This window comes from Nostoc sp., from assembly GCF_041747015.1.
In the GTDB taxonomy this organism is placed as follows: domain Bacteria; phylum Cyanobacteriota; class Cyanobacteriia; order Cyanobacteriales; family Nostocaceae; genus Nostoc.
Window position 1 is genome coordinate 22302 of sequence record NZ_JBGTFY010000387.1, and the last position, 25023, is coordinate 47324.

A 25023-nucleotide genomic window follows, 5' to 3' on the forward strand; every position below is an offset into this window, starting at 1 on the left:
GGATGCTCCTTAGTTTTTGGCTAACTAGCAGAGAAGAAATGAGGAGTATCGATAATTTTAAACTGGATTAACGCCAAAATTAAAAGAGTATACGCAGTTGAAGAAACTAAGCCTGTAAATAATTCTTTTTTTAAGTTGCGCTCTTTGGGTTGTTTTTGTAAAACATCCATTGCACCCGCTTGCATCAAGAGAATACCAATAATATTAGATAACCAGTAACCGATTATGATACAGGGCACAAGTAATTTAGGAGCAAAAAGACTACAGATATAACCAAATAAATAAGCAATTGGTAAATTGAATACCAAGTCATTCCACCAGCATAATGGTGATAACAAATATCCGATAACTAAGAAAAATCCACCTCTAATCTTTTGCAATGGTGTTTTAGGTAAATTCTCTGTAATTTGTGACAACAACTCTTGACCATTTTTTTGGATGTCAATCATGATAGTACAGTAATTTTATCGATTTATCGTATTTTAAACCTAAAAATCATAAAAGTCTAGGAAAATGAACTCCTAAATAGAGGCGTGTCCAGCCAATAGCACTGAAGTATAGATATAAATTTTAGCAAGGCTTTCCTAAGGAAATAGCCTAACTTTTTTGTGTAAAGATATACAGAGTTTTTGTAACACCCCACACCGAACTGGACTTTTACTATTTTTAAGTTTAAAATACGGTAAGTTGATGGGATTTTAGTATTTACTAGGAGATTTTTAGCAGTTGGTGAAAAGTTGAAGTTCGTGAGACGGTCTGCACAAAGGCTTTACAACCAGTCTTTTAGTTTCAGCTAAAGAAAGCCGCATTTACAAAACCCCGGTTAAGGACAGGAGTATGGACTTTTTATTGTTGCCTTTCTTCAGCTTTATAGTTGGTATTGTTGTTGGTCTAACAGGAATTGGTGGCGCTTCTTTGATCACGCCGATGTTGATTTTTGTTTTTCAAGTACCACCTGCGATCGCAGTAAGTTCTGATGTTGTTGCTGCTACACTCATGAAAGTCGTTGGTAGTATCAAACACTGGCAGCAGCAAACTCTTGATGTAGAGGTAGTAAAATGGCTAGCTTTGGGAAGCGTTCCTGGTTCTCTGTTCGGGGTAGCAATACTGCACCTGATTAAACAGAATGGAGAGCATAACTTGAACAACATCATGTTGCACTTGCTGGGTGTAACTATTCTGTTGGTTACAGTTTTGGCCTTAGTGCAAATGCTGCTGTTAATTTTCTTCCCACAGTTACAATTACCTGAAATCCCCAAATTTGATTTAACAACTCAACTAGGATGCTTGCAGACGATAAGTGTAGGAGCATTTTTAGGTTGTGTTGTAGGTCTAACAAGCGTCGCTTCCGGTTCAATGTTTGCCTTAGTACTGATTGCATTTTTCCGCTTGGATGCAAAGAAATTAGTTGGTACAGATATTTCCCAGGCAGCAATTCTATTAGTATTTACTGCGCTTGGACACCTCACCTTGGGGACAGTTGATTGGAGCTTAGTTTTACCAATATGGCTTGGCTCAGTACCAGGAGTATTAGTAGGGGCTAAAATCTGCAAATTTGCACCCCAAAAACCATTGCGGTTTATGATTTATTTTATATTAATGATAGTGAGCTTAAAGCTAGTTTATTAGAGAATATCAAATATTGAAGGAGGCAAAAAAAGCAAATTATAAAAGTAGTAACGCACCATCTTCGTCTTCAGGGTGCGTTACTACTGTTAGTTAATGAATCGTAATTCCAACAAGTCCGATGGCATCTTCAAAATCAGCCCCTTGCAAGTTAGCTCCCTCTATATTTGCATTTGTGAGATTTGTTTTCTGCAAGTCTGCTTTTTGCAGATTTGCTCCTTGTAGATTTGCCCCTTCTAAGTTAGCTTTTTCTAAGTCAGCATCAAATAGATTTGCTTCTTGCAGGTTTGCTTGTGCTATGTTTGCTTTGCCTAAATCTACTCCCTGCAAGTTTGCTGATTTTAGGTTTATTCCCTGTAAATTAGCCTTTTCTAATTTTGCATCTTGCAAGTTCGCACCCTCCAAGTTAGCGGCTTGTAGGTTTGCATCCTCAAAGGATACCCCACTCAGATTGCACCCGACACATTCATTGGTTTCTAATAAACGTCTAACGTTTGCTGTTATCGACTCCGTAGTTAACGCTACTGGAACAGATGTAGATTCGGTAGGTATCAATGATGTTTGTTGAGCTAGAGCGCTGGGCTGGTCAAGCAGAGAAAATACCATTGCAAATGCTAGAAATGCAGCAGTTAAAATCCAGGAAGTGATTTTTTTGGAATTGGGTATATTCATTAGTTTCTCCTTGTGATTATTTGTAGTTAAAACAATAGCAAAACATTAAAACTCATAAGCTATTTTTTGAATCCTGACGTTTTTAGTTTTGCTAGTTACTTTAGTAAAAGTAGTGAGTTTCCGACTAAAACGCGTAGGTGCTTTTACGCTTAATTAGAAAACATTCCAATGCTAGGTAACAGTAGATACGTTTCACTCTTCATCAGAATGGAGAGTCCCAACCAGATTAATACGAAGGGAAAGATTTTCCGACCATAGCGAGCTAGAACGGGAGCCATTAGAGGGTTACGAGTCAGGTTGTAAGATAGAAAACACCACAGCCCAACTGTTAAGTAGCAAACAGACAAAATTACTCCTAAACTTGGAAGATTGCTACTAGCAAATAACGGCACGTAGATACCAATATTATTTCCTCCATTGGCAATGGTGACAGCAGAAACGCGATAGGTTTGAGGGTCGCGGATAGTCGCCAATAGCGATTTTTTCTGGCGCTGAGGTTTTACATGATTTAAGTTAATTGATACAGCTTGTACTGCCTCTTCCTCATTTTCTCTAGTCATGAGATGATTAATACCAATAGCGATTGGAAGAAAACCTAGTAATCCAATCCAGGTATGTGGAATGATTAGACCACCGAAAAACCCAGGAAGACTGGCAAATACCAAAGCAGTGAATCCCAGAAATTCACCGATAATAATGTGTTTGGGACGAAAGGTATGATTAACTTTTCCAAAGAATGCCGTCAAATACAAATTATCATCAAAGGTAGTTGCAAAAGCAGCAGAAATTCCGATAATTAGAGTACCAATTAACCAACTCATGTTTGTTGCTCGCAATGATTTAATTCTGGTTTTCTAGTCCCTCTCTAATTTTAAAGTTGAGGGTATATTAGGCGTTTGTTCCACTGTTTTGCCTAGCATCAGCAGACAGATAAGTTTTGGATGTTCTAGAGGCGATCGCTATCAAATCAAATAGTGATTTTTTCTCAGCAAGATCCTTTAACCTTGTCTGAACTCAATATATTTCCTTTGACTCAATAAAAGCAAATATTCTTTCTTTTCAAAACGATAAACAAAATTTATGGATAATTGCAAAAATCAAACTACCATTCAAAACAGCCCAAAAACTCTGATTAAAAGGTTTTTGGGCCATTGAAAATTCCGTTTAGTGGTACTATTGCTCTTGATATTGAAGCGAATTTAAATAATCGCAGAGGAAAAAAACTGATTTAGAAATTTTATAGATAACAGAAAATCTATTTTATCCCAGGTAATAGGGCAAATGTACCCCTTTCATACATAATGTAGAAACCTAAGCTAATCAATATAAATGGTACAGCAGTTTTACCATAACGAGTTAAAATATAGACCATTGTGGCTTGACGAGCTAATAAGTAAGCAATAAAATACCAAACTCCTGTCATAATCAGAAAAACTATCAGTATTACCAGTAAGCTCGTAAGACTTTGACCAGAGAATAAGGGAATATAAATGCCAATATTATCACCACCATTAGCAAAGGTAACTGCCGCAAATTTGTAAGTTTGGGGACTTAAAATACTCAAGATAAAAGTTAATACAGGATTATTATTAGTCGATGGCTTTAAATTAGTTGTAACAGTCTGAACTTCTGGATTTTCTGTTTCTTGATTCAGTAATTGCTTGATACCGATTGCTATTGGCAAAATTCCCAATAATCCTATCCAGGCTCTTGGTACTAATAAACTTCCAAAGAAACCTGGTAAACTGGCAACAACGATGGCGGAAAAACCAAGATACTGTCCAACAAAAATATGCCGACGGCGAAATTGAGTATTTATCTCTGAAAAAAATAGCAGTAGTATAATAATGTCGTCAATATTGGTGGCGGCAAAGGCAATAATTGCTTCAGTAATAGTTGTACTAATTTTACTCATTTAGGGTTGTCAGAAATACTGCTTAACCTATAAAATAAGAATTTTAAGCTGCATATCATAGTTAGGTACTTAATAAACAAATCAGGATATATTGAAATGAGTGAGTTGATTACTACACTCTTAGTTGGAGTCTCAGCCTTCATTGCCACTAATATTGATGATATCGTTATTTTATTACTGCTGTTTTCGCAAATAGATTCTAACTTCAGGTATCGACACATTGTTGCTGGTCAATATTTAGGCTTTACAGTGTTAGTGATTGCCAGTCTTCCTGGGTTATTCGGTGGGTTAATCATACCACCCAATTGGATTGGACTGCTGGGATTAATACCAATATCAATGGGCATCAGCAGTTTAATCAATCGAGAAGAAAACGAAACTCAAGAGGTTGCAGTTGCAACAGTAGAATATCAAGATTCAAATGCTACAAGTCTTTTTAACGTCCAAACTTACAGCGTTGCAGCTATCACGATCGCTAATGGAAGTGATAATATTAGCGTCTATGTGCCGTTATTTGCTAGTAGTAATTTAGGCAAGTTTCTAATTATTATTGGAGTATTTTTTATATTAATAGCAGTTTGGTGTTATTTAGCTTATAAATTGACTTATCAAACAAAAGTTGCAGATATTTTAAGTCAATATAGTAGTTATATTTTACCTTTTGTGTTAATAATATTAGGTGGATTGATTATTTTAACAACTGAAGCTTTAAGCCTAATAAAACTAGCAGCAAGTTGTGTTTGTTTAATGATTTTAGTGAAAAAAAATAGTTGACTATACTAATTTATCGACAAGTTAAGCAACTTGTACATTCTCTTGCATGAGAAGATTTTCAAAAGCTATCATCACCCGTGTATGAAAACGTTGGCGGTGTTTCACTTTCCAAACAGGCTGAAAAATTTCTAATTTCTTCGTAGATTTTTTTTGCAACTCGATAATTCGCACTGCATGTAATGTCCCCAGTCGCAATTCTTTTTTTACCATAGATTCTGGAATTGCAGCTGCACCAACGCCGGTTTCTACAACTGCTTTCACCATTTCGCTAGTGTTCAAGTTAAGTACAACATCCAGGTTGCTGGGTTCAATTCCCCAACTTTGCAAGGCTTGGTGAAACGTCTGCTGTGCGCCGGAACCAGACTCGTGCATTACCCAACTTGTGCTGAGTAATTCATCTACATAAATCTCGGTACGCTGGAATCAAGGGTGAGATTTACTTACTACAATTTGCAAGCGATCGCTCCCTACTTGTTCTTTGTCTAAACAGTGTTGCAATGATGGTTTAATCTCCCCTGTAACCAAACCTAAATCATACATACCCACAGCAGTCCCTTCACAAATTTCTTCAGCATTTCCCAGCTTGCAGTTGATAAAAATACCGGGATATAACTGCTTAAACTGGCTTATTTTTTCGGGCAACCAATAATTACCAACTGTAAGACTTGCACCTAACTTCAACTCTCCCCGTTGCAAATTATTTAATTCCTTCAAGCCACGTTCTGTTAACTCTACATGATCAAGAATTTTCTGCGCCTCACTCTGCAATAATTTACCAGCATCTGTAATTTCAATATGACGACTAATCCGATGAAATAACCTTACACCATATTCTGTCTCTAAGGTTTGAATAGCAGCACTCACTGCTGGTTGGGTGATATAAAGTGCTTCAGCTGCGCGGGTAAAGTGCAACATTTCTGCAACGACTAAAAAAATTCGTAACTGCTCCAGCGTCATTTTGGCTATATACAGGCTTTGAGGATGGTAATTTTGAACATCATTAAAGTATTATACGTTAACCTGAGCGGAAAACTGTAGATAGTTGTAACTGTATTACGTGTACGCTATGTTGTCTAGAATCAATAAATTATATCTATGGATTTGACAAAAAAGACTGTTTGCTTTTATTGATGAGGAGCCATAGAGTGAAACTATGCCTTTTAACAGAGATGGTTGAGGTAACTACCATTGACGGAGATACGACACACACATGAGCGGATTACTGACTGCTATTCCTACAGGACTCACTGCTTTTGCTGCCACAAATCTTGATGATATTGTCGTTCTATCGCTGTTTTTTTCACAAATAAATACTTGCTTTCGCCGTCGTCACATCGTTATTGGTCAATATCTGGGTTTTAGTGCCTTAGTAGTTGCAAGCTTACCTAGCTTTTTTGGCAAGTTCATCTTACCAGCGTCCTGGATTGGTTTACTCGGTATTGTTCCTATCATGATCGGTATCAGTCGTTTACTCAATCAAGAGACTGACGATGGAGAAAATCCAAATACTCCCGAACCTTCTCAAGGTTGGTGGTGTAACTTTCTCTCTCCCCAAACCTACGGTGTAGCGGCAGTAACGATCGCTAATGGTGGTGATAACATTAGTATTTATATGCCGATGTTTGCTACCAGCAGATGGGATAGCTTACTTGTGATTTTGGCAGTGTTTTTCGTTATGGTTGGTGTGTGGTGTTATGCAGCCTATTGTCTAACTCAGGTAAGTGCGTAGGCTAGCCCGTCGTAGACATCGCTTCTGTAATTACTCGCTATGGTAATTCCCTTATTCCCTTTATTTTAATCGGATTGGGTGTTTCCATTTTGATGGAAAGCCAGACTTTAGAAACTCTATCTTTAGTTGTCATTACTTCTGTAAGTATCGGTTCTTACCTGTTAATTCTAGGCAAAAGTGTATGGCAAGAAACTTACGGATTTTCTTTAGAATCACCGAAAGCTGATATTTTTTCTAGGGTAGAGCATAAATGAATTCTCTGTAGACATTAGTTACATCAACAGATAGCTGAAAAAATGCTGACATAATACCTTAATGTATGTAGTTAGTAGCTGGTCAAAAAAAGATTTCTATTTCACAAGGAGAAATACATGAAATTGTTCAGAATCAATATTGTTAAAATCACTCTTGTTTGCTTATTGTTACTAGCGAATTTGATGATTGCTCAACCATCTTGGGCAGGTAAAAAATACACTACCGATCCAGACTATATCGAAGTTACCAAAGCATTAGAATCTACCTTGCAGAATCAAGAAACTCAAGGAAAGACACCAGAGATTAAGCAAGAAATTTCTGAATTAAAGTTCCAAAAGTACATCATTGAAAATAGTGAAGATTCTTATGGAGTTTGTCGTAATGAAACAGATAAAACGCTGTTAGTCTACGGTGAGAAACCAAAAAAATCTACATCAACCTACGATAATGAATTATATCTGCTACCCAGTAATGCAGAAACTGACGATGAGTGGAACTGTGAAGGTGTTTATATTCCTGGACAAGCTGCTACAGAAGAACAGGGAGCCACACTTCCTAAAGCTTTTAAGATTGTTCATGGAACTCGCTTAGTTGCTACAACTAACCCCCGAAATGGAGAAATTGAATTTAATGTCCCATTTTCCAAAGTTCTCAATCCTGGCGAAGATAACTGGTTTATTCCTGAGAATTTACAAGCTGCACTTGATGCCAAAATTACCACTGCAAAAATTGACGATTAAGTAAATGGCTTTGCAAAATTCGTAATAACACTCCTACGGAAGCTCGATTACTCGCTAACGTAATTAACTTTTTGCAGAGGTTTGAGACATTTCAAATGAGTGTTTTATTTACACCGTACTGTACTAACACTGATTAAATAACTTAATTAAGCAAGAATCGTGAATAAAAACTAAGAGTCAGAATTTATCTGGCTCTTTTTTCTAATTTTATACTATTAAAATATTGAATTTACCGACCTATAAGTGACATATCAGTTCTGGAATTTGAATAAAAATAATTTATGCAAAACACTAGGTTAACTAATAGCTATTTTTATTTGAAAAAACGTAATATCTTATTTTAAGTTTATGATATATTTATCTATTTTTATGAGAAAATATAAATCAAATATTAAAGATTTTGAATAATTAATTGAAGATGTAAGTACTATGAAGACGGAAGCAGAAAAATTAGAAGTCAAGAAATTAGAAAAAAAGAAGTATAGGTCAGACCGAATTCGGGATCACTTGGCGAATGAACGTACTTATTTGGCATGGATGCGGAGTGGTATTGCGCTCATGGGTTTTGGTGTTTTGATTGTGCGGTTGCGGATTATCCGCCCTCCATTAGCACCACAACCTCCTGGTAATGGTTGGAAGTTGGGTTTAGCTTTCGCGTTGGTAGGTGTGTTAAGCGTGCTACTTTCAACTCAACATTATTTTGCTGTTCGCCGAGACATTGACGAGGATACTTATCAACCTCCAGACCGTTGGATACTTCTTGCAAGTTTAGCTGTGCTTCTCCTTGGTGTAGGAGTTATTTACTATGTTTTTACGGTTCCTCTAGATTATTTACAGACTTTCTTGCTGGAGTAATGGGTGTAGGTTTGCAGGGGGATCTAAAAGGCAATAGGGAGAACTATTGCCTTTTGCCTTCTTACTTGGTTAATGTTTTTATGTTTGGCGGTTAACTAGGGTAGCACTAGCTTGGTCAACAGGCATCAGCACAACTTCATTAATATTGACATGAGGCGATCGCGTCACACAAAAAAATATCACATCAGCCACATCATCTGCCGTCAGCGGGGTAACTCCCTGATAGACTTTGTTGGCGCGTTCAATATTCCCGTGAAAGCGCACCTCGCTAAATTCCGTTTCTACCATCCCCGGATCAACGGAAGTCACACGCACAGGGGTACCTAACAAGTCTTGTTTTAAACCTTCAGAAATTGCCCTTACCGCAGCTTTCGTAGCACAGTAGACATTACCGCCAGGATAGGTTTGATGTCCGGCAATTGAACCTAAATTTACCACATGACCGCGATCGCGACTTACCATTCCAGGAACAACATAACGGGACAAGTAAAGTAAACCCTTAATGTTAGTATCAATCATTTCTTCCCAGTCTTGAAAGTTGCCTTCGTGCAACTTGTCTAAACCGCGACTTAGACCAGCATTGTTAATTAGAATGTCAATGTCAGACCAGGAAGGGGGTAGAGTAGAAATTGCAGATTCAACAGCAGTGCGATCGCACACATCTAACTGTAACAAATGAATTTCAACACTAAATTCTTTACTGAGAGCATCTGCTAGCTGCTGCAAACGTTCTAAACGTCGTGCCGTTAAAATCAGTTTTGCACCCGCACCAGCGAATGTTTTAGCACATGCAGCACCAATACCACTGCTTGCACCAGTAATCAAAATGATTTGATTTTGTAGGGAGGTCATTGTTAGTCAAATGTCAAGAGTCCAGTGTCAATTGTCCAATAATTTGGAACTCAAGCGAATTACAGTAGACATATAGTAAAAAAAAATGTAGACATATAGCACTTCTACATCTCTACAAGGGTTCTGGATAACGCATATTTAATTTCTGGAGATGTCTTTTAGAAGTCTTCTGCTATTAACCTCAGAATTCATTCTGAGGCAAGGCAGTTGTTAGAATGGAACTTGTTCGCCAATTCTGAGAATTATGAGTTTTTATCTGGAAGTTTTAAGTTCTCAGAATAAAAGTTAGACTCACCTTGACAGAGATAGGGTGTAGGGGAACCCCCACACCCCTCCTGAAGTGGCTTGGTCATCAGAAGATGGAACTAAACAGTGATAAAAGTTTGAGCCAAGAGCGTTGTTGAAGTGATATTATCTAAATTTACCAACACTTGATTGTTAGAACTATCCACAATCGAGGTTTGACTTCCTTGTTGCTGTATCAACAATTGACCAAACTTCAGTCCACCTGACAACGCAATCTTGTCCTCACCTACTTTAAAGTCAGTAATGGAGTCTGTGCCCTCACCAGAAGCGAATACAAAGGTATCAACACCATAACCCCCTGTAAGTACATCATTGCCATTGCCCCCATAAAGCCAATCATTGCCTGCATTCCCGTTTAGTAAGTCATCGCCGATACCACCAAATAGCGTATCGTTTCCGTTATCACCCGAAAGCTTGTCATTGCCACTATCGCCGTAGAGCAGGTCATCACCATCTTGTCCCCAGAGACTATCGTTTCCGTCGCCTCCGAAAAGTTGGTCATTTTTTAGATTACCTACGATGGTGTCGTTACCACCAAACCCATAAATCTTGTTGGCTGGGGCATTGCCTTTTAAGTACTCAGAACTATCAGTGCCATTGAGAAGATAAATTTCGGTAGCAAGAGCGGGTTTAACTGTGCCTTTGATGGCAAAGTCAAAGGTGCTTTCGTTACTATCGTTGTTGGTCAAACTAAAGCTGCCAGTAAAGGTTCCAGGCGTAGGTGTATTCGTGTTGAGTGCCACCGTTATACTTTTTGAAGCGTTGGCAGCCACGGTATATGGAAAAGCTCCTACAAAACTAAAGCCGTCGGGAAGTTTGAAATTACTCAGGTTGAGCGTAGCTGTACCCGTGTTCTTGATGGTGAAAGTTTTGGTTACGGTGCTGCCGAAAGCGACGTTACCAAAGTCAATGGCAGTGGTGCTGCCATCTGCAATGTCAACTGTGCCATTGAGAACTTGAATTTCGGGAGCAGGAGCGGGTTTAACTGTACCGCTAATAGCAAAGTCAAAGGGGCTTTCGTCAATATCGTTGTTGCTCAAACTGAAACTGCCAGCATAGGTTCCAGGTGTTTTCGTATTGAGTGCCACCTTTATACTCGTCGAAGTCTTGATAGCCAAGGTAGCTGGAAGAGTTCCTACCAAACTAAAGCCGTCGGGTTGTTTGAGATTACTCAGGTTGAGTGCAGATGTACCGGTATTCTTGATGGTGAAAGTTTTGGTGACGGTGCTGCCGAAAGCGGCGTTGCCAAAGTCAATGGCAGTGGTGCTGCCATCTACAATGTCAAGTTTGCCATTGAGAACTTGAATTTCGGGAGCATTAACTTTACCGCTCATCGCAAAGTTAAAGGGGCTTTCGTTACTATCGTTGTTGCTTAAACTGAAGTTGCCAGTGTAAATTCCGGCAGTGGTTGTATTTAGTGCTACCGTTATATTCGCCGAAGTCTTGGCAGCCAAAGTAGCTGGAAGAGTTCCTACCAAACTAAAGTCGTCGGATAGTTTGAGATTACTCAGGTTGAGTGCAGCTATACCTGTGTTCTTAATAGTAAAAGTTTTGGTTAGGATGCTACCAATAATGGCCTCGCCAAAGTTAATGGCGGTAGTGCTGTCATCTACAATGTCAATTGTGCCATCAAGAACTTGAATTTCGGGGGTAGGAGTATTATTGGTGGGGGCTTCGTATGCGCCAATGTCAATCAATACACTGCCATTGCCATCGCCATCTTTGGGAAGGTTCTTAGTGATGCCATTGAAAGCACTAGAACCAGCATCAATCGCGGCACTTTCAGGTTTAAGCCTAAAGTCACCGTTGGCTGCATTAACAAACAACGGGTCTTTGTTTAAGATATTTCCTGAGCCTGTAGTTTTAAAAGCTCCGTTGTAAGCAAGGTTATTGTTAAATGAATAGTTACTGGAATTAACAATGGAATTAGTTTCATTTCCAGCGCTTGCATACATGATATTGTTATAGACTCGAACATTTTTAGCACTGTTAAGAAAAATCTCTCCGGTGGGGATTACTTGTGAATTTTGATAAGTTGTATTATTCACAATGTCCACAGGGTTTTCTCCCTTGAAAATTTGAATAGCTGCCCCACCATTTTTATAAATTACATTGTTACTGATTAAGGTTTTACCAGTGTAAGCAACATCTTCAAAATAAGAAGTGTCAAGCATTATTCCATGACCCTCAGTTATTTCTCCTACCTTTTCCCAAGGGACTAATGATTTATTATCAAAAGAAGTGTTACCTCGAATAATTACTTTGTAATCTGTTACATTATTATCAGAATTCCAAAGTTGACCTAATGAGATTCCTTGGTTCCCGAATGGGCTATACCAAGCATTTCCAGAAACAATATTTTTTTCTATTGTAATATAATCTGCTTTCCCTGCTCCAATGCCCGCGCCTGGAAACTTAGAGACATTGTTATTTCTGATTGTAATGTGATGTGAGTGGATCTCTTGGTTTCCGGCGATGTTAGCAATACCAACACTAATACCATTTCCAGATGTTGCGGAATTACTCAAGTTCAATTTTTGTTCAAGCGCGTATTCTAATGTAATTTCATCTCGCGCTCCCACCAGCGTCAGCCCTTCAATTACTAAGTATGAGGAACCTTTAATTGATATAGCATTCCAAATGTTTTTGTGCGCTTCTAAAATAGGTGTATGACCAGATAGCGCCGTAAATGTAATCGGCGCATCAGCCCTACCCTGCTTATTGTTAATACCCAGAATAGTAGCGTAAGGTGAGGTGTAAGTACCATTCATGACGTAGACGGTATCACCTGCTTGCACTAAGTCTGCGGCTTTTTGAAGGGTGCGAAACGCTTCTCCCTGGTTCAAGCCATTACTTTGATCATTGCCTGTTCCAGAAACGTAGTATGTTGTGCCAGCCATGAGGGTAACTCCAAATATGTGTAAGGTGAATTGGTAGCGCAGTAGTTATTTGAAAAGGTCATCTGTCTGGACTTTTCAAGACAGTCACAGTTGTCCGATCGCAACTTGAAATCGTACCGATTGTAAACGCTTTTGTAAAATTGGAAATTTTTTCTTTTGCCAACCGCTGATGGTTAAACTAGAGATATCGATACTATCAATCGTCAGGGTTTTGTTAAGGGTGATCGGACGATTGTCTGATTGGCAAGGCTAAAGTCGAATTAAATCGTATTTCCATCTCTAGCAGATGCGATCGCAGCTACTATATTCGATACGGTGATTTATATTAAGCATGGTAATTACTCTGAACTTTATCCGTTGTCTTAGGTCAGAAGGTTGCCAAATCGGCATAGTAAAACTCACCCCTGGCTGATAACTCAGGACTTTAAGTCACAGTAGTCAAAGTTGAATTTGTTGAAACTTTAGTGAGTTGATTCCTTAAGTTAAAGGGACTGATGTAACAACTTAATTGAAGCTGTTCTCAGCCGTACAACCGAGCTTTGTTTCCTTCATTTAGACTAACCTTCACAAATAACAATTGATATCAGTAAATACCCGGTTTTTAGTTGCTTTTTTTACAACAAAGCGAGAAAAACTATGGAGATATTGTGGTAAAGTCCTGTAAATTTTCAAGTGATATGCGAATGAAGAGCAGTTTGGGCAAGGATTTGATGAAGTTTCTCTCAAATTTAGTCGGCGCTGTTCCACAAGATATTGCTTATGGTTGAATGACGCTAAGATAAATCGATACGAGGCTACGGAGAGAAGTTTGAGAGGTTGTTTTAAAAATATAAATATATTGATTACCCGTTTCCTTTGTAACGCCCTTGACAAAGAGTTTTAGCCTTAACCCCAAACGTATCGGCTTAAGCCCCTTGTCTCACCAAGTTTGATTTTGTGCTGTTTCACAAAGAATAAAATTGGTAATAGGAGCCTTTAGAGATATGGCTGTGTATGCTCTATTATCCTTAAGGTAAAAGTAAAGAAACTGTTACAGTCAACTTACAACAAACATCTGTCACGGAAGCAATTTAATTTATGATCAGTTGGAGCGATGCATTACCTACCTTTTTTATCACCCTGCGAGAAGGCGTGGAAGCCGCTTTAGTTGTGGGAATCGTCTTCGCCTGTTTACAGCAAGCTCAACAACAAAAATTGCAGCGTTGGGTTTACTTAGGAGTTCTGAGCGGTATCTTAGCGAGTTTTGTAATTGGTTTACTAATTCATCTAGGGCTACGGGGATTGCAGACATCTGAGCAGCTCTATGCACCTGTGTTCAAGCAATTGTTTGAGGTTGGATTAGGTGCGATCGCCATCGCAATGCTCAGTTGGATGCTAATCTGGATGACACGCCAAGCGCGATTTCTCAAAGCCGAGATTCAAGGTTCTGTTAAAAGTGCCTTGGGTGAAGATAACCGGCCAGCTTGGGCGATTTTCAGCTTAGTTTTTATTGCCGTGTTTCGGGAAGGCTTAGAAACTGCTTTGTTTATCGTCGCCAAGTTTCAAGAAGGTTTGACACCAGTGTTAGGGGCTATGGCCGGACTAGCTGTAGCGGTTGTCATCGGGATGCTGCTTTTTAAGTGGAGCATTCGGATCAACTTGAGCCAGTTTTTCCAAGTCATGGGCGTGTTATTGCTACTGATTGTTTCTGGGTTAGTGATTTCTGTACTGCGCCATCTTGATGCAGCTGCTGTCGCTTTTAGCCAAATCAACCCTGAAGTCTTGGGCTTTTGCGGACAAGGAAATACATCTTGTCTCTTGGGTTCCCAGATTTGGGATTTCTCAACCATCTTACCTGACCGCCAGTTTCCTGGTATTTTGCTGAAAACTTTATTTGGCTATACCCAAAAACTCTATCTAGTCCAGGCTATAGGATATCTGCTCTTTTGGGTAATTGTAGGCAGTATTTACTTCCGCAGTCTTGGTCAGCCAACAGAATTAAAGTCAGCAGCCAAACCTAACTAACTTAAATGATTGAAGAAGAATTCAGAAGTCAGAATCAAGACGCTCGATAGCGTAGCTATGCCGTTGGCGGATAATGTAGCGTCTCCCCTTCTCCCAAAGGGAGAGGCTAGCGCCAAGGGAGAAGAGAAGGCTTTACGCTACGTTATCCGCCAGTCGCATAAAATTAATTCTGTTAGCGGATAGCTAAGGTTTAGCCCATTCTAGCTCCTGAATTCTGTTTCGATAAAATAGCCCTGCGTTAAACCAAGTAACTTGTATTAGGCACGATCGCAAAGAAGGCATACTCATACCAAGCAGTCCAGATGAAACTGCGAAGCCATCGCTGACGCTTTTCGGGACTTATTTCATATTCAAACGCCCCACGCGCTACATCAATAGAAGATAGATGAGAGTTGCAACCGCAGCCGTGTTGATAAGTAAAACCGTATTTGGAAGCAATACTTTGCACCTTCATTTGGATAGCAAACACTTTACCTGCATGAAGGATGGCATCCCAAGGGCGTTTGTGTTCGATATCGCGCTGATCAAATCTTAAGGCACGTTCTTCAAAAACATGATCGCGGTAAATTGGCGCTAGATGCACATGATAGAAGCTGGCAGGTAGTTCATAACCAAACTCATTGAATAAATCTATACCAATTCGAGCGACTTTTACTTCATCAGCAAACTCGCTTCCCTTCGACTCTACATCCCGGAGAATTTCTGCAAAATCTGGATAGCTGTGTTTGAGAAAGTCTTGTCCAAAAAACTCCAGAGTTTCCCATGCCAGTTGGGCAAATATCTGGGAAAATGACGGTATCAAGTGAGCTAGTTGGGGGCGATCGCTAAATAAGTCAACGTCACCATGCTCTAATTTATATAGGAACAACTGTGCCATCTCAACATAGTTCTGGGGATGGGAAAGCCCTACACTCGTTGTTCCTTTAGCAATGTCTTGCCAGGTAGAAGGTAATTGAGAAACGTGAACCGCATTTTCTCCGGCAATGACTGCAACAGGAGGACATTCGAGAAGTTGCATCGACAATCTCCTTTAAGGCTTTAATGTGTAATTTAACGTGAGTTCGATGAACCTCTCCCTCCCAACCTCCCTTTCCGTTTCGGAAAGGGAGGAGCAATGAAAAATTAGGCTTTTTGCTCCCCTTTCCGCCTCGGAGAGGGGCTGGGGGAGAGGTCAAAAAAGATTTGTCGAACTCAGGTTAATTTACCTTAAGCGATCGCCTTATGAATCTTCTGCACACAATTAAATACGAAATTTACTGCCAAACGTAGATCAGAACAAACAAAATAATCCAGATGATATCGACGAAGTGCCAAAACAACGAGGTTGCATTAACGCCGAAGTGACCTGTATCGTAGTTGCCAGAAATGAAAGAGCGTACCAAAATAATCAACTGCAACAAAATGCCGGTGAAAACGTGCAAACCGTGGAAGCCTGTGAGTAGATAGAATGTACTACCAAATACCCCTGAGGTGAAACCAAAAGCGAGGCCGTTCCATTCAATCGCTTGGCCAACTAAAAAGTAAGTTCCCATTACGATCGTTGTCAAGAGAAACAGACGAAATTTTACTAAGTCATGGCGTTGCAGGGCGCGTTCGGCTAAGTAAATCACAAAGCTACTGGCAACTAGAATGATTGTGTTGATTGTCGGTTCTTTGATTTCTAATCCAGAAACACCTGCTGGTAGCCAGTTAGGTGTTGTTGTTTTGTAGATGATATAGCCGGCGAAAAAACTTAAAAAGATCACGCTTTCAGATAACAAGAACACAATGAAGCCAAACATCTTGTTGCCTTCTTCATCGTGGCTATGTTCTGCGCCTGTCTCGTGCAATTCATTTGAATTGATATAACTGTCCATTGGTGGAGTTTGCTTTTAGCTTGAGGGTTAAATTTAAAACGCAAAGGAGAAGCAGCGCGTTCAATACGGTTCGGTTAAGGTGCATAGGCACTTAAAGATCCCCCTTAGTCCCCCTTAAAAAGGGGGAAATAGAGCCGTTCTTAGCCCCCCTTAAAAAAGGGGGGTTGGGGGGATCAAGTCTTAGCCAAACCTTATTGGCAGCGCGTTGCGCTACGGTGTACACACAAGTTTTTTGACCTGCATCTTTGTTGCATTGACTCGCATCTTTGTTGCATCGCCTCGCATCTTTGTTGCATCGCCTCGCATCTTTGTTGCATCGACTCGCATCTTTGTTGCATCGCCTCGCACCTTAGTTGCATCGACTCGCATCTTTGTTGTATCGACTTGCACCCAATACGCTTAGCTTAAGTATTGTAGGGTGTGTTAGAACGAAGTTCGTAACGCACCATTATCAAGGGTTTGGTGCGTTACGCTGTCGCTAACACACCCTACATATCTAAAAAATTGCGAATTGCGTTAGCGGTAGCGGCGCGTTTAGCGCATTGCGAATTGTTATTCTGGGAGGTTAGCTGTTAACGGTTCAGATTTGCCGTAGCCGTAAGGTTCAGAGATGATGATCGGAATTTCTTCAAAGTTCTCGACTGGAGGCGGTGAAGAAACTAACCACTCTAATCCAATTGCTCGCCAAGGATTATTAGGTGCTTTCTCGCCTTGCATCCAAGAAATCACCATATTGAAAATGAAGGGCAAGGTGGACATTCCCAACAGAAACCCGCCCAGGCTAGCGATCACATTCCAGAATTGATACTCTGGAGCGTAGGAAGCAATTCGACGTACCATCCCTTGCAATCCTAAGGGGTGCATGGGCAAAAAGTTGAGGTTTGTGCCGATGAAGGCTAACCAGAAGTGTATTTTGCCCCAACCCTCGTGGTACATCCGCCCGGTCATCTTGGGGAACCAGTGATAGATGGCAGCATACAAGCCCATCGTCACGGTGCCGTAGAGAACGTAGTGAAAATGTCCCACCACAAAGTAAGTATTGTTAACGTGGACATCAACCGGCACGGAGGAAAGCATGATGCCTGTGATTCCGGCGAACACAAACATAACTAATCCACCCAGGGCAAATAGCATCGGGGTATTTAGCCGCAGTTTACCGCCCCAGATGGTTGCTACCCAGGCAAAAACTTTAATTCCCGTAGGCACAGATACAAACATCGTCGTCAGCATGAAAATTAACCGCATCCAGCCGGGTGTACCACTGACGTACATATGATGTACCCATACAATGCCGCTGACAGCTGCAATCAAGATCGATGAAACTGCAACTACTCTGTAACCAAATAGCGGTTTACGTGAATAAACTGGGAAGACTTCTGAGAAGATGCCGAAGATGGGCAAAATGATCACGTAAACGGCGGGGTGGGAGTAAAACCAGAAGTAATGCTCGAACATAACTGGATTGCCACCCTTGGCGGGATCGAAAAAGGCAGTGCCAACTGTCAAGTCGAGTAGCAGCATCACCGCGCCTGCTGTCAGCGCAGGTAGTCCAAATAGTTGGATAATCTGAGCGCTAAACACTGCCCAGACAAACAAAGGCATCCGAAAGAAGCCCATGCCTGGGGCGCGCATCTTGACGATTGTGGTGACAAAGTTGACTGCCCCCATAATTGAGGATACGCCGGATATTGCCACCGCTAAGAGCCAGACAACTTGACCATTAATTAAGTTACCTGTGGGATTCTGGAGACTGACAGGCGGGTAAGACCACCAACCGGCTTGGGCTGGTCCACCAGGGATAAAGAAGCTACCCATCAGCAGAATTCCGACTACTGGCACCATCCAAAAGGCAACGGCATTCAGACGGGGAAATGCCATGTCTCGCGCCCCAATCATTAGCGGCACTAAATAATTAGCAAAACCAACTAGTGAAGGAAATGTCCACAAGAACAGCATCACAGTGCCGTGCATGGTGAACATTCCGTTGTAGATGGTGCGATCGACTAAATCTGATTCGGGTGTTAGCAGTTCTCCGCGAATCACCATCGCAAAAATACCGCCAACCAGAAAGAAGAAGAAGGAGGTAACAAGATACTGGATACCAATAACTTTATGATCAGTACTAAAGCTGAAGTATTCTTTCCAGTTCCCCGGAGATTCGTGGTTAGGCTTCTCATCAGGGAGAAGCATACCTTCAATCGGAATATTAGTCATCGGTTATTTTCCTTTCAACCAGGAGAATTGACTAGAGTTGGTGCAGCAGGTGGAACTGTTACCCAACCAGTTTTGACTGACTGATTGGATGTTTGGGCATACTCAAAAGCCGCTTGATTATTTGCTAGGGATGGCTTTTGAGTTGCAGCTTGGGCTAGCCACTGCTGATAATCTTCGGGAGATTCGACGACTACATTCGCTTGCATCGTCGCAAAGTATGTGCCGCTATATTGGGAATCCGTCAGCCGATATTTACCGGGGCGAATGGGAGTAAATTCAAAGTCGAGCGCCTGGTTAGGAATAATATCCTGCTTGAGGCGGAATGCCGGAATATAGAAGCCATGCAGAACATCTTGCGATCGCAATGCTAAACGTATCCGGCGATCGCTTGGTAAATGCAATTCGGTACTAGTAACATCTTTTTCTGGGTAATGAAAAACCCACGCCCACTGTTTGGCTAGGACATCAATTTTTTCTACCGATTCAGCTGGGGCATCAATTAATGCTGCATGAGCCGATTCCATTTTCAGCGGATTATGCAGGTGAACTAATTCCGCTGGGCCTTGAATCCCCATTTGTTCGTAAACTTGGTAACTGTAGCCCGCAATCCAAAATACTAACAGAATTGGGATTGCTGTCCAGACAACTTCTAAAGTAATATTGCCTTCAATTGGGGGTCCGTCGGTGAAGTCATCTTTGACAGCCCGATGGAAGATCACAGAATACATTAGAGTACTTGTTACTCCCAAGAAGATGAAAGCACCCAGGGTTACTAAGAAGCTAATCAAATCATCAATTAATTTGGATTCGGCTGCTGCTTGTGGGGGAAGCCAGGAGTAAGCCTGTTGTCCGATCCAGAGACTAGTAACAGTGACTGCGATCGCGCCTGTCAGCAACGTTAAAATATTTAAAATCTTCTGGATTTTCATGGTCTTTGGTCTTTGGTTATTAGTCATTAGTCATTGGTCATTGAGTTATTAATCAAAGGACAAAGGACAATTGACAAATGACAATTGACTTATTTGAGTGTTGTATTCAGGTCTTGTCCCGATCGCAGCAAATTGTCTGCTGTATTGTGTATGCCAAACTCGGTAGCCATTTGCGCCCCTAGTGTCCCGTGGACGTACATAATCAACATGATTGCTATGCCTGCGAACAGATAGAACCACTGCACTTGTCTATCTGTCTGTTTATATTCTTGTTTAGCCCAAACGAAGCGCTGCCATCCTCTCCAGACGGTCATGCCAACAATCAGCGCTAATAAGAAAACACCACCTACACCATGCCAGAGCATAGTTTCCATTGCCTGCAATCCCCAGGCACTTTTCATATCAGCTGGTGGTGTTGCCAACAGCATTTCGTAAAAACCTGCTGTCACTGTGAAAAATGTGATGATGCTGGCAGCTACCATGTTGTACCAGCCAACATCAAAGAAGTTGTCACGTTCCACAGTAATTGCCAAAAATTTGAAGACCCATTTTTGGAAGGGGAACAAAACACCAACGATATCGAAGGTCATCGCAATGATGAACAAACCCAGTGTTAGATGGACTAAGTTGGGATGAATGGGAATGGTGTAAGGTAACCCGTTTGCGCCTAAAGAGCCGGTCAATTGGTCAATTAGTTCTAAGTTCATCGCAACAGACCATCCTTTAATGCTTCCACAACTGGTACTGTATGCAATCCATATACCCAAACAAGTTTATCGCCGAGATATACCTGTACGCCAACTATCAAGGTCAAAATTAACCCGGCTCCCAGATAATAAATCGGTAATTTTTGGGGATTGCGGGAACGAATTACATAGCGCCAAGCTGTAATCGCCGTGATGATTCCTGAAAGCGACCAACCAACTAGTGTATGCAAATTCAGCACCGATTTAGCGACGCTGTAAGGTTGTGCTAAACCCGCTTCAAACTGACCAAAAATGATCGCCACAAACATAGCGATCGTGGCAACAAACATATTCCACCAACCAACCTCAAAAAGCTGGGTTTTACCAGTGAAATAGCCAAGTACATCCCAAATAAATCCAAACAACACCATCGCAATTACGAAGTGGACAACGATGGGATGAATCGTATCGGGATAGGGTAAATTGTGGTCGTTCAAAGATGTCAAATACTCAAGCATTGTCTTCTCCTGGAAATATCTACCGCACTTTCGTAAAACTTCAATGATTTATGGATACTCACTAACATCACCACAAGTATCCATCGATAATTGACTCGAATCTGTTCAATATCTGCGCGGTGCGATATGCTTAATCATGTCTTAGCTTTTTGTAGCCAAATCTAGTAAACATCGTCTGCAACAGCAATTTTTGATGTAGCTAAACCAAATCGCTGTAGTTTGTTGATTTGCTTAACCTATCTTTATAGCTTAAGTAAATTTTTATGAATTGTCAAAACAATAAAAGTTAAACTTTTAAAAGTTAGTTATCTAACAAAAACCTATTTTTACAATGTATCGATTCTGGCATTAATTAAAATTTTAGAAAGCCTAAATAAAATATTTTACTGTGAAGTATTTCACAATGATAAAATTTCTAATTGTAATCCAAACGACAAAAATATATAATCTTGAGTAGTTGGTATAGAAGCGAATCAAGGTAAGTTACTAAGTGTCCTTTAAACTTGTGGTGATTGGTACTTCTTTGGGTGGATTATCAGCATTAAAAATTATCTTGGGAAACTTACCAGCAGACTTTCCTGTACCGATCGCGATCGTGCAACACCGTCACAAGGAGTCTAAGAACACACTCTCGGAGTTATTACAAGAATTCGCTTTGTTACCGATTCGAGAAGTGGAAGACAAAGACGAAATACTACCAGGACATATCTACCTAGCTCCAGCAGATTATCACTTGCTGGTTGAACTAGGTCACTTTGCTCTTTCGACTGATGAGCCTGTTTCCTATGCCAGACCATCTATCGATGTGCTATTTGAGTCAGCAGCCGATGTCTATTGTGAGCAAGTCATCGGTGTAATATTGACAGGAGCAAACCAAGATGGTGTGCAAGGTCTTAAAAAAATAAAATTGCGGGGAGGGCTTACTATTGTACAGGAACCTTCCACGGCTGAGAGTTACGTTATGCCAGAGGCAGCAATTTCTGCTGTTGCAGTAGACTGGATTTTGACACTAAAAGACATTGCTTCTCAGATGGTTAAGCTTTGTCACTCATCACGGAAATAAACCCATGCAGATGGAACCCAAAGTAAACATCCTCATAGTAGATGATAAACTAGAAAATTTGCTGGCACTAGAGGCAATCCTAGAAAAACTAGGGGAGAATCTCGTGAGAGCTACTTCTGGGGAAGAAGCTTTGAGGTGTCTGCTGCATCAAGACTTTGCGGTGATTTTGCTGGATGTGCAAATGCCAGGGATGGATGGGTTTGAAACTGCTACCTTAATTCGCAATCGGGGGCGATCGCGGCACACTCCAATTATCTTTCTCACCGCCTTTAGCACCAGCGACCAAATGCTGTTTAAAGGCTATGCTTTGGGTGCAGTTGATTATTTATTCAAACCATTAGACCCCAATATCTTGACTTCTAAAGTCACAGTATTCGTCGAACTATTTAAGAAAACCGAAGCCGTCAAGCAACAAGCAGCGCAACTGGTAGCTGTGAATGCAGAACTCAGGCAAAGTGAAGAGCGATTGCGATCGCTAAGTACCTGTTCACCCGTTGGCATTTTTGAAATTGATACTGAAGGTGGCTGTAGGTATACTAATCCCCGCTATCAGGCAATTTGTGGCTTGAAAGCGGCAGAGAGTTTAGAAAAGAGATGGCTAGAATCTGTTCATCCAGAAGATAGAGAACGAGCAGATGCCAGTTGGTCTGCCTACATTCGTGAAGGACGCGACTACTCTGATGAGTTTCGCTTTCAAACTGCTCATAGCATCGGCCGTTGGGTTCAAGTTCGCTCATCACCAATGCTTTCCAGTCAAGGAGAATTGCTGGGATATGTCGGCACCCTCGAAGATATTACTGAACGCAAACAAGCAGAAGAAGTCCGCGCTCAAGTGATTCGAGAACAGACGGCAAGACAGGAAGCAGAAGCAGCAAATCGGATGAAAGATGAATTTCTCGCTGTTCTCTCCCACGAACTCCGCACACCCCTAACCTCAATGCTAGGCTGGTCAAAAATCCTCCGCTCTAAGAAACTTGACGAAAAAGCCACTTCTCGCGCCCTGGAGGCGATTGAACGCAACGCTGTAGCTCAGATGCAACTAATTGAGGATATCTTGGATGTATCCCGGATTATCCGTGGTCAGCTACGATTAAACGTATCTGCGGTAAATCTGATCTCGGTGATGGAGGCAGTCTTAGAGGCAGTGCGTCCCCTAGCCGAACCAAAAGACATTAAATTAAACACTGTCCTGGATACTTCGGTAGGGTCAGTTTATGGCGATCCAGCCCGTTTACAGCAAGTTGTCTGGAACTTACTAACTAATGCCATTAAGTTTACACCTAAGGGTGGTAGGGTAGAAGTTAGGCTGTCAACCTATTTTGGATTTTCGATTTCAGATTTTGGATTGGCATCTGATGGTGAAAATTTAGATTCTTCAAACACTGATGAAAGCAGTAATTTAACATCCGTCTTGGAAAGTTCTGATGCTGGGGAGCCGACCCTGAGACATTCTGCAAAGTCTCAAAATTGCAAATCTCAGTACGCTCAAATTGAAGTTATCGATACGGGTATTGGCATCAGTGCAGAGTTTTTACCGAAAGTATTTGAGCGTTTCCGGCAAGCAGACAGCACTACAACCCGATCGCACAATGGACTAGGACTAGGGGGCTAGCGATCGTCCGTCATCTAGTAGAACTGCACAAGGGGGTAATCTTTGCTCAAAGTCCAGGCACAGAACAAGGAGCAACCTTTACCGTGAGATTGCCACTGTTACAAGACAATAGGAGTAGCAGGGGGAGTAGAGAAGCCACAGGAGAAATTTCCTCCCCTGTAGCATCAACGCCGCTTGCTGGATTAACAGTTTTAGTTGTAGATGATGAAGCCGATACCCGTAACTTTCTCAGTTTTATGTTTGAAGACTACGGAGCGATCGCCACTGCGGTAGCATCAGTCGATGAAGCGCTAGCAGTATTTGAACAAACAAAACCAGATATCCTGATTAGCGACATCGGTCTGTCGCAGCAAGATGGTTATACGCTGATTCGGAAACTGCGCTCTTTGGAACCAGAAAAAGGCGGACGTATTCCAGCGATCGCTTTAACAGCATACACGCGAGAAGAAGACCGATTAGAAGCGCTTTCAGCAGGGTTTCAGCAGCATTTATCTAAGCCAATTGACCCCACTAAATTGATTACTGTGGTTGCCAGTTTATTAGAACTGCCTCTGAAAGTTTCAGCGAGTTGATTTAGAACTGGGAAGCAGAGGGAAATAACCAATGTCTAAATCAAGACGAAGTTAGGGCATTTTTTTTCAGTTCGTCTAGGGAAACTACTTCTAAAGCCCTAGCATGGGTTGATTCAAGGACAACGGGACAAGCAACACCAGCCTCCAGAGCTTCTTGCCAACGAGAAGCACATAAACACCAGCGATCGCCAGGCTTCAATCCAGGAAAGTTAGAATTAGGTGTGCTGAGGTCATTCCCCTGCGATTTGGTGAACTCCAGGAATTCTGATGTCACTTCGGCACATACGACGTGCGACCCGAAATCCTGACCACCTGTGCGACACAAACCATCGCGGTAAAATCCAGTCATCGGAGAAGTGCAGCAAACCTCTAGGTTTCCATCGATTACGTTTTTAGCGTCTGTCATCATTAATTCCCTTTAGTAACTTATAACGAGTTTAAAACACACATTCTGCACTTCGGTTTGTAGTCTAATAAGTAGTACAAAATTGTGGGAACTAAATAGGGGTTGCTGAAAAAGAAAGAAAAGCCGACACTCTGAGATTATCAGACCAAAGAAATATATTCAGGTGCAAGAACAGAGGATAAAATATCCCAAAATACTTGCATCTGCGTGACTAGCAGTCGCTGTGTGCTTATTAGTAAATATGTACCAAAAATAGGGGCAGCATCTAATCTCAGCAGAAGACTTTGAACTTTCGCGTGAAGGGAAGTTATCGTCAGATAATCGTTGGGTAATTATGGCTTCTTTGACAAGTAGAAGCATATAAAAATTATACTTTTCAGCAACCCCTAGTTATTAATTTAACTGCATGAAGGAAACAGGGTGATGTCGTAAAGTTATCGTTTTCCACAATAACAAAAGTCAGAAATCACAACCAGCCCGATGTTATCCAAAAACTGAGGAAAATCCCTGCTCCTACCAAAGTTGCCAAACTCGAACTT

Annotated in this window: 22 protein-coding genes and 2 pseudogenes; 9 read left to right on the plus strand and 15 right to left on the minus strand. The window is 41.1% G+C overall.

The features are described from left to right. Nucleotides 1-20 precede the first annotated feature (20 nt). Nucleotides 21-449 carry a hypothetical protein gene (locus ACEW80_RS30280; protein WP_373530153.1) on the minus strand — a complete coding sequence of 143 codons (429 nt, stop codon included), beginning with the start codon at nucleotides 447-449 and terminating at the stop codon, nucleotides 21-23. A gap of 388 nt (nucleotides 450-837) precedes the next feature. Here ACEW80_RS30280 and ACEW80_RS30285 point away from each other — a divergent pair, with 388 nt between their 5' ends. Then, the gene (locus ACEW80_RS30285) at nucleotides 838-1629 is read left to right on the plus strand and encodes a sulfite exporter TauE/SafE family protein (RefSeq protein ID WP_373530154.1); all 792 of its coding nucleotides are present in this window, start codon (nucleotides 838-840) and stop codon (nucleotides 1627-1629) included. A 90-nt stretch (nucleotides 1630-1719) separates the two neighbouring features. On the opposite strand, the gene ACEW80_RS30290 is transcribed toward ACEW80_RS30285, so the two are convergent. The 3 genes from ACEW80_RS30290 to ACEW80_RS30300 all read right to left on the minus strand — a co-directional run bounded on the left by ACEW80_RS30290 (nucleotide 1720) and on the right by ACEW80_RS30300 (nucleotide 4213). Further along, nucleotides 1720-2298, minus strand: coding sequence for a pentapeptide repeat-containing protein (locus ACEW80_RS30290; RefSeq protein ID WP_373530155.1), 579 nt, complete (start codon nucleotides 2296-2298; stop codon nucleotides 1720-1722). A gap of 149 nt (nucleotides 2299-2447) precedes the next feature. After that, nucleotides 2448-3119 (minus strand): cadmium resistance transporter, encoded by a 672-nt coding sequence (locus ACEW80_RS30295; protein ID WP_373530156.1) that lies wholly within the window; start codon nucleotides 3117-3119, stop codon nucleotides 2448-2450. Between the two features lie 434 nt (nucleotides 3120-3553). Then, nucleotides 3554-4213 (minus strand): cadmium resistance transporter, encoded by a 660-nt coding sequence (locus ACEW80_RS30300; RefSeq protein ID WP_373530157.1) that lies wholly within the window; start codon nucleotides 4211-4213, stop codon nucleotides 3554-3556. Between the two features lie 96 nt (nucleotides 4214-4309). Here ACEW80_RS30300 and ACEW80_RS30305 point away from each other — a divergent pair, with 96 nt between their 5' ends. Next, nucleotides 4310-4987 (plus strand): cadmium resistance transporter, encoded by a 678-nt coding sequence (locus ACEW80_RS30305; protein WP_373530158.1) that lies wholly within the window; start codon nucleotides 4310-4312, stop codon nucleotides 4985-4987. Nucleotides 4988-5008: 21 nt separating this feature from the next. Here ACEW80_RS30305 and ACEW80_RS30310 read toward each other — a convergent pair. Next, nucleotides 5009-5944, minus strand: a pseudogene (locus tag ACEW80_RS30310) (LysR family transcriptional regulator). A gap of 253 nt (nucleotides 5945-6197) precedes the next feature. On the opposite strand from ACEW80_RS30310, the pseudogene ACEW80_RS30315 reads away from it, so the two are divergent. The 3 genes and pseudogenes from ACEW80_RS30315 (at nucleotide 6198) to ACEW80_RS30325 (ending at nucleotide 8566) form a co-directional block, all read left to right on the plus strand. Beyond that, nucleotides 6198-6970 (plus strand): annotated as a pseudogene (locus tag ACEW80_RS30315) (cadmium resistance transporter). 117 nt (nucleotides 6971-7087) lie between these two features. After that, the gene (locus ACEW80_RS30320) at nucleotides 7088-7711 is read left to right on the plus strand and encodes a hypothetical protein (protein ID WP_373530159.1); all 624 of its coding nucleotides are present in this window, start codon (nucleotides 7088-7090) and stop codon (nucleotides 7709-7711) included. Between the two features lie 429 nt (nucleotides 7712-8140). After that, nucleotides 8141-8566 carry a YidH family protein gene (locus ACEW80_RS30325; protein WP_373530160.1) on the plus strand — a complete coding sequence of 142 codons (426 nt, stop codon included), beginning with the start codon at nucleotides 8141-8143 and terminating at the stop codon, nucleotides 8564-8566. A 78-nt stretch (nucleotides 8567-8644) separates the two neighbouring features. On the opposite strand, the gene ACEW80_RS30330 is transcribed toward ACEW80_RS30325, so the two are convergent. Further along, nucleotides 8645-9418 (minus strand): SDR family oxidoreductase, encoded by a 774-nt coding sequence (locus ACEW80_RS30330; protein WP_373530161.1) that lies wholly within the window; start codon nucleotides 9416-9418, stop codon nucleotides 8645-8647. Between the two features lie 365 nt (nucleotides 9419-9783). Beyond that, nucleotides 9784-12624: a choice-of-anchor D domain-containing protein gene (locus ACEW80_RS30335; RefSeq protein WP_373530162.1), complete on the minus strand. Its 2841-nt coding sequence runs from the start codon at nucleotides 12622-12624 to the stop codon at nucleotides 9784-9786. A 1080-nt stretch (nucleotides 12625-13704) separates the two neighbouring features. On the opposite strand from ACEW80_RS30335, the gene ACEW80_RS30340 reads away from it, so the two are divergent. Continuing rightward, nucleotides 13705-14628: an FTR1 family protein gene (locus ACEW80_RS30340; RefSeq protein ID WP_373530195.1), complete on the plus strand. Its 924-nt coding sequence runs from the start codon at nucleotides 13705-13707 to the stop codon at nucleotides 14626-14628. 238 nt (nucleotides 14629-14866) lie between these two features. Here ACEW80_RS30340 and ACEW80_RS30345 read toward each other — a convergent pair whose 3' ends face one another. The 7 genes from ACEW80_RS30345 to ACEW80_RS30375 form a co-directional block, all read right to left on the minus strand. Next, the gene (locus tag ACEW80_RS30345) at nucleotides 14867-15646 is read right to left on the minus strand and encodes a hypothetical protein (RefSeq protein ID WP_373530163.1); all 780 of its coding nucleotides are present in this window, start codon (nucleotides 15644-15646) and stop codon (nucleotides 14867-14869) included. A 235-nt stretch (nucleotides 15647-15881) separates the two neighbouring features. Then, nucleotides 15882-16484 carry a heme-copper oxidase subunit III gene (locus ACEW80_RS30350; protein WP_373530164.1) on the minus strand — a complete coding sequence of 201 codons (603 nt, stop codon included), beginning with the start codon at nucleotides 16482-16484 and terminating at the stop codon, nucleotides 15882-15884. Between the two features lie 210 nt (nucleotides 16485-16694). Beyond that, nucleotides 16695-16874 carry a hypothetical protein gene (locus tag ACEW80_RS30355; RefSeq protein ID WP_373530165.1) on the minus strand — a complete coding sequence of 60 codons (180 nt, stop codon included), beginning with the start codon at nucleotides 16872-16874 and terminating at the stop codon, nucleotides 16695-16697. A 162-nt stretch (nucleotides 16875-17036) separates the two neighbouring features. Continuing rightward, nucleotides 17037-18698 carry a cytochrome c oxidase subunit I gene (ctaD, locus tag ACEW80_RS30360; RefSeq protein WP_373530166.1) on the minus strand — a complete coding sequence of 554 codons (1662 nt, stop codon included), beginning with the start codon at nucleotides 18696-18698 and terminating at the stop codon, nucleotides 17037-17039. A 14-nt stretch (nucleotides 18699-18712) separates the two neighbouring features. After that, nucleotides 18713-19627 (minus strand): cytochrome c oxidase subunit II, encoded by a 915-nt coding sequence (locus ACEW80_RS30365; RefSeq protein WP_373530196.1) that lies wholly within the window; start codon nucleotides 19625-19627, stop codon nucleotides 18713-18715. A gap of 89 nt (nucleotides 19628-19716) precedes the next feature. Further along, on the minus strand, nucleotides 19717-20334 hold the full coding sequence (locus ACEW80_RS30370; RefSeq protein WP_373530167.1) for a DUF2231 domain-containing protein: 618 nt from the start codon (nucleotides 20332-20334) through the stop codon (nucleotides 19717-19719). Continuing rightward, complete coding sequence (locus ACEW80_RS30375; protein WP_373530168.1) at nucleotides 20331-20831, minus strand: DUF2231 domain-containing protein; 501 nt, start codon at nucleotides 20829-20831, stop codon at nucleotides 20331-20333. The genes ACEW80_RS30370 and ACEW80_RS30375 overlap by 4 nt, the downstream gene beginning before the upstream one ends. Before the next feature lie 490 nt (nucleotides 20832-21321). On the opposite strand from ACEW80_RS30375, the gene ACEW80_RS30380 reads away from it, so the two are divergent. From ACEW80_RS30380 to ACEW80_RS30390, 3 genes are all read left to right on the plus strand, one after another. Next, complete coding sequence (locus ACEW80_RS30380; protein ID WP_373530169.1) at nucleotides 21322-21894, plus strand: chemotaxis protein CheB; 573 nt, start codon at nucleotides 21322-21324, stop codon at nucleotides 21892-21894. A 4-nt stretch (nucleotides 21895-21898) separates the two neighbouring features. Beyond that, nucleotides 21899-23506, plus strand: a complete 1608-nt coding sequence (locus ACEW80_RS30385) for a response regulator (protein ID WP_373530170.1) — start codon at nucleotides 21899-21901, stop codon at nucleotides 23504-23506. Between the two features lie 83 nt (nucleotides 23507-23589). Next, nucleotides 23590-24078, plus strand: coding sequence for a response regulator (locus tag ACEW80_RS30390; protein ID WP_373530171.1), 489 nt, complete (start codon nucleotides 23590-23592; stop codon nucleotides 24076-24078). 40 nt (nucleotides 24079-24118) lie between these two features. On the opposite strand, the gene ACEW80_RS30395 is transcribed toward ACEW80_RS30390, so the two are convergent. After that, on the minus strand, nucleotides 24119-24484 hold the full coding sequence (locus ACEW80_RS30395) for a DUF2237 family protein (protein ID WP_373530197.1): 366 nt from the start codon (nucleotides 24482-24484) through the stop codon (nucleotides 24119-24121). Nucleotides 24485-25023: the final 539 nt, after the last annotated feature.

Excerpts from the sequence above, each read along its gene's own strand:
- ACEW80_RS30280 (WP_373530153.1), bottom strand. The coding sequence starts at position 449 with ATGATTGACATCCAAAAAAATGGTCAAGAGTTGTTGTCACAAATTACA.
- ACEW80_RS30285 (WP_373530154.1), top strand. The coding sequence starts at position 838 with ATGGACTTTTTATTGTTGCCTTTCTTCAGCTTTATAGTTGGTATTGTT.
- ACEW80_RS30290 (WP_373530155.1), bottom strand. The coding sequence starts at position 2,298 with ATGAATATACCCAATTCCAAAAAAATCACTTCCTGGATTTTAACTGCT.
- ACEW80_RS30295 (WP_373530156.1), bottom strand. The coding sequence starts at position 3,119 with ATGAGTTGGTTAATTGGTACTCTAATTATCGGAATTTCTGCTGCTTTT.
- ACEW80_RS30300 (WP_373530157.1), bottom strand. The coding sequence starts at position 4,213 with ATGAGTAAAATTAGTACAACTATTACTGAAGCAATTATTGCCTTTGCC.
- ACEW80_RS30305 (WP_373530158.1), top strand. The coding sequence starts at position 4,310 with ATGAGTGAGTTGATTACTACACTCTTAGTTGGAGTCTCAGCCTTCATT.
- ACEW80_RS30320 (WP_373530159.1), top strand. The coding sequence starts at position 7,088 with ATGAAATTGTTCAGAATCAATATTGTTAAAATCACTCTTGTTTGCTTA.
- ACEW80_RS30325 (WP_373530160.1), top strand. The coding sequence starts at position 8,141 with ATGAAGACGGAAGCAGAAAAATTAGAAGTCAAGAAATTAGAAAAAAAG.
- ACEW80_RS30330 (WP_373530161.1), bottom strand. The coding sequence starts at position 9,418 with ATGACCTCCCTACAAAATCAAATCATTTTGATTACTGGTGCAAGCAGT.
- ACEW80_RS30335 (WP_373530162.1), bottom strand. The coding sequence starts at position 12,624 with ATGGCTGGCACAACATACTACGTTTCTGGAACAGGCAATGATCAAAGT.
- ACEW80_RS30345 (WP_373530163.1), bottom strand. The coding sequence starts at position 15,646 with ATGCAACTTCTCGAATGTCCTCCTGTTGCAGTCATTGCCGGAGAAAAT.
- ACEW80_RS30350 (WP_373530164.1), bottom strand. The coding sequence starts at position 16,484 with ATGGACAGTTATATCAATTCAAATGAATTGCACGAGACAGGCGCAGAA.
- ctaD (WP_373530166.1), bottom strand. The coding sequence starts at position 18,698 with ATGACTAATATTCCGATTGAAGGTATGCTTCTCCCTGATGAGAAGCCT.
- ACEW80_RS30365 (WP_373530196.1), bottom strand. The coding sequence starts at position 19,627 with ATGAAAATCCAGAAGATTTTAAATATTTTAACGTTGCTGACAGGCGCG.
- ACEW80_RS30370 (WP_373530167.1), bottom strand. The coding sequence starts at position 20,334 with ATGAACTTAGAACTAATTGACCAATTGACCGGCTCTTTAGGCGCAAAC.
- ACEW80_RS30375 (WP_373530168.1), bottom strand. The coding sequence starts at position 20,831 with ATGCTTGAGTATTTGACATCTTTGAACGACCACAATTTACCCTATCCC.
- ACEW80_RS30385 (WP_373530170.1), top strand. The coding sequence starts at position 21,899 with ATGCAGATGGAACCCAAAGTAAACATCCTCATAGTAGATGATAAACTA.
- ACEW80_RS30395 (WP_373530197.1), bottom strand. The coding sequence starts at position 24,484 with ATGACAGACGCTAAAAACGTAATCGATGGAAACCTAGAGGTTTGCTGC.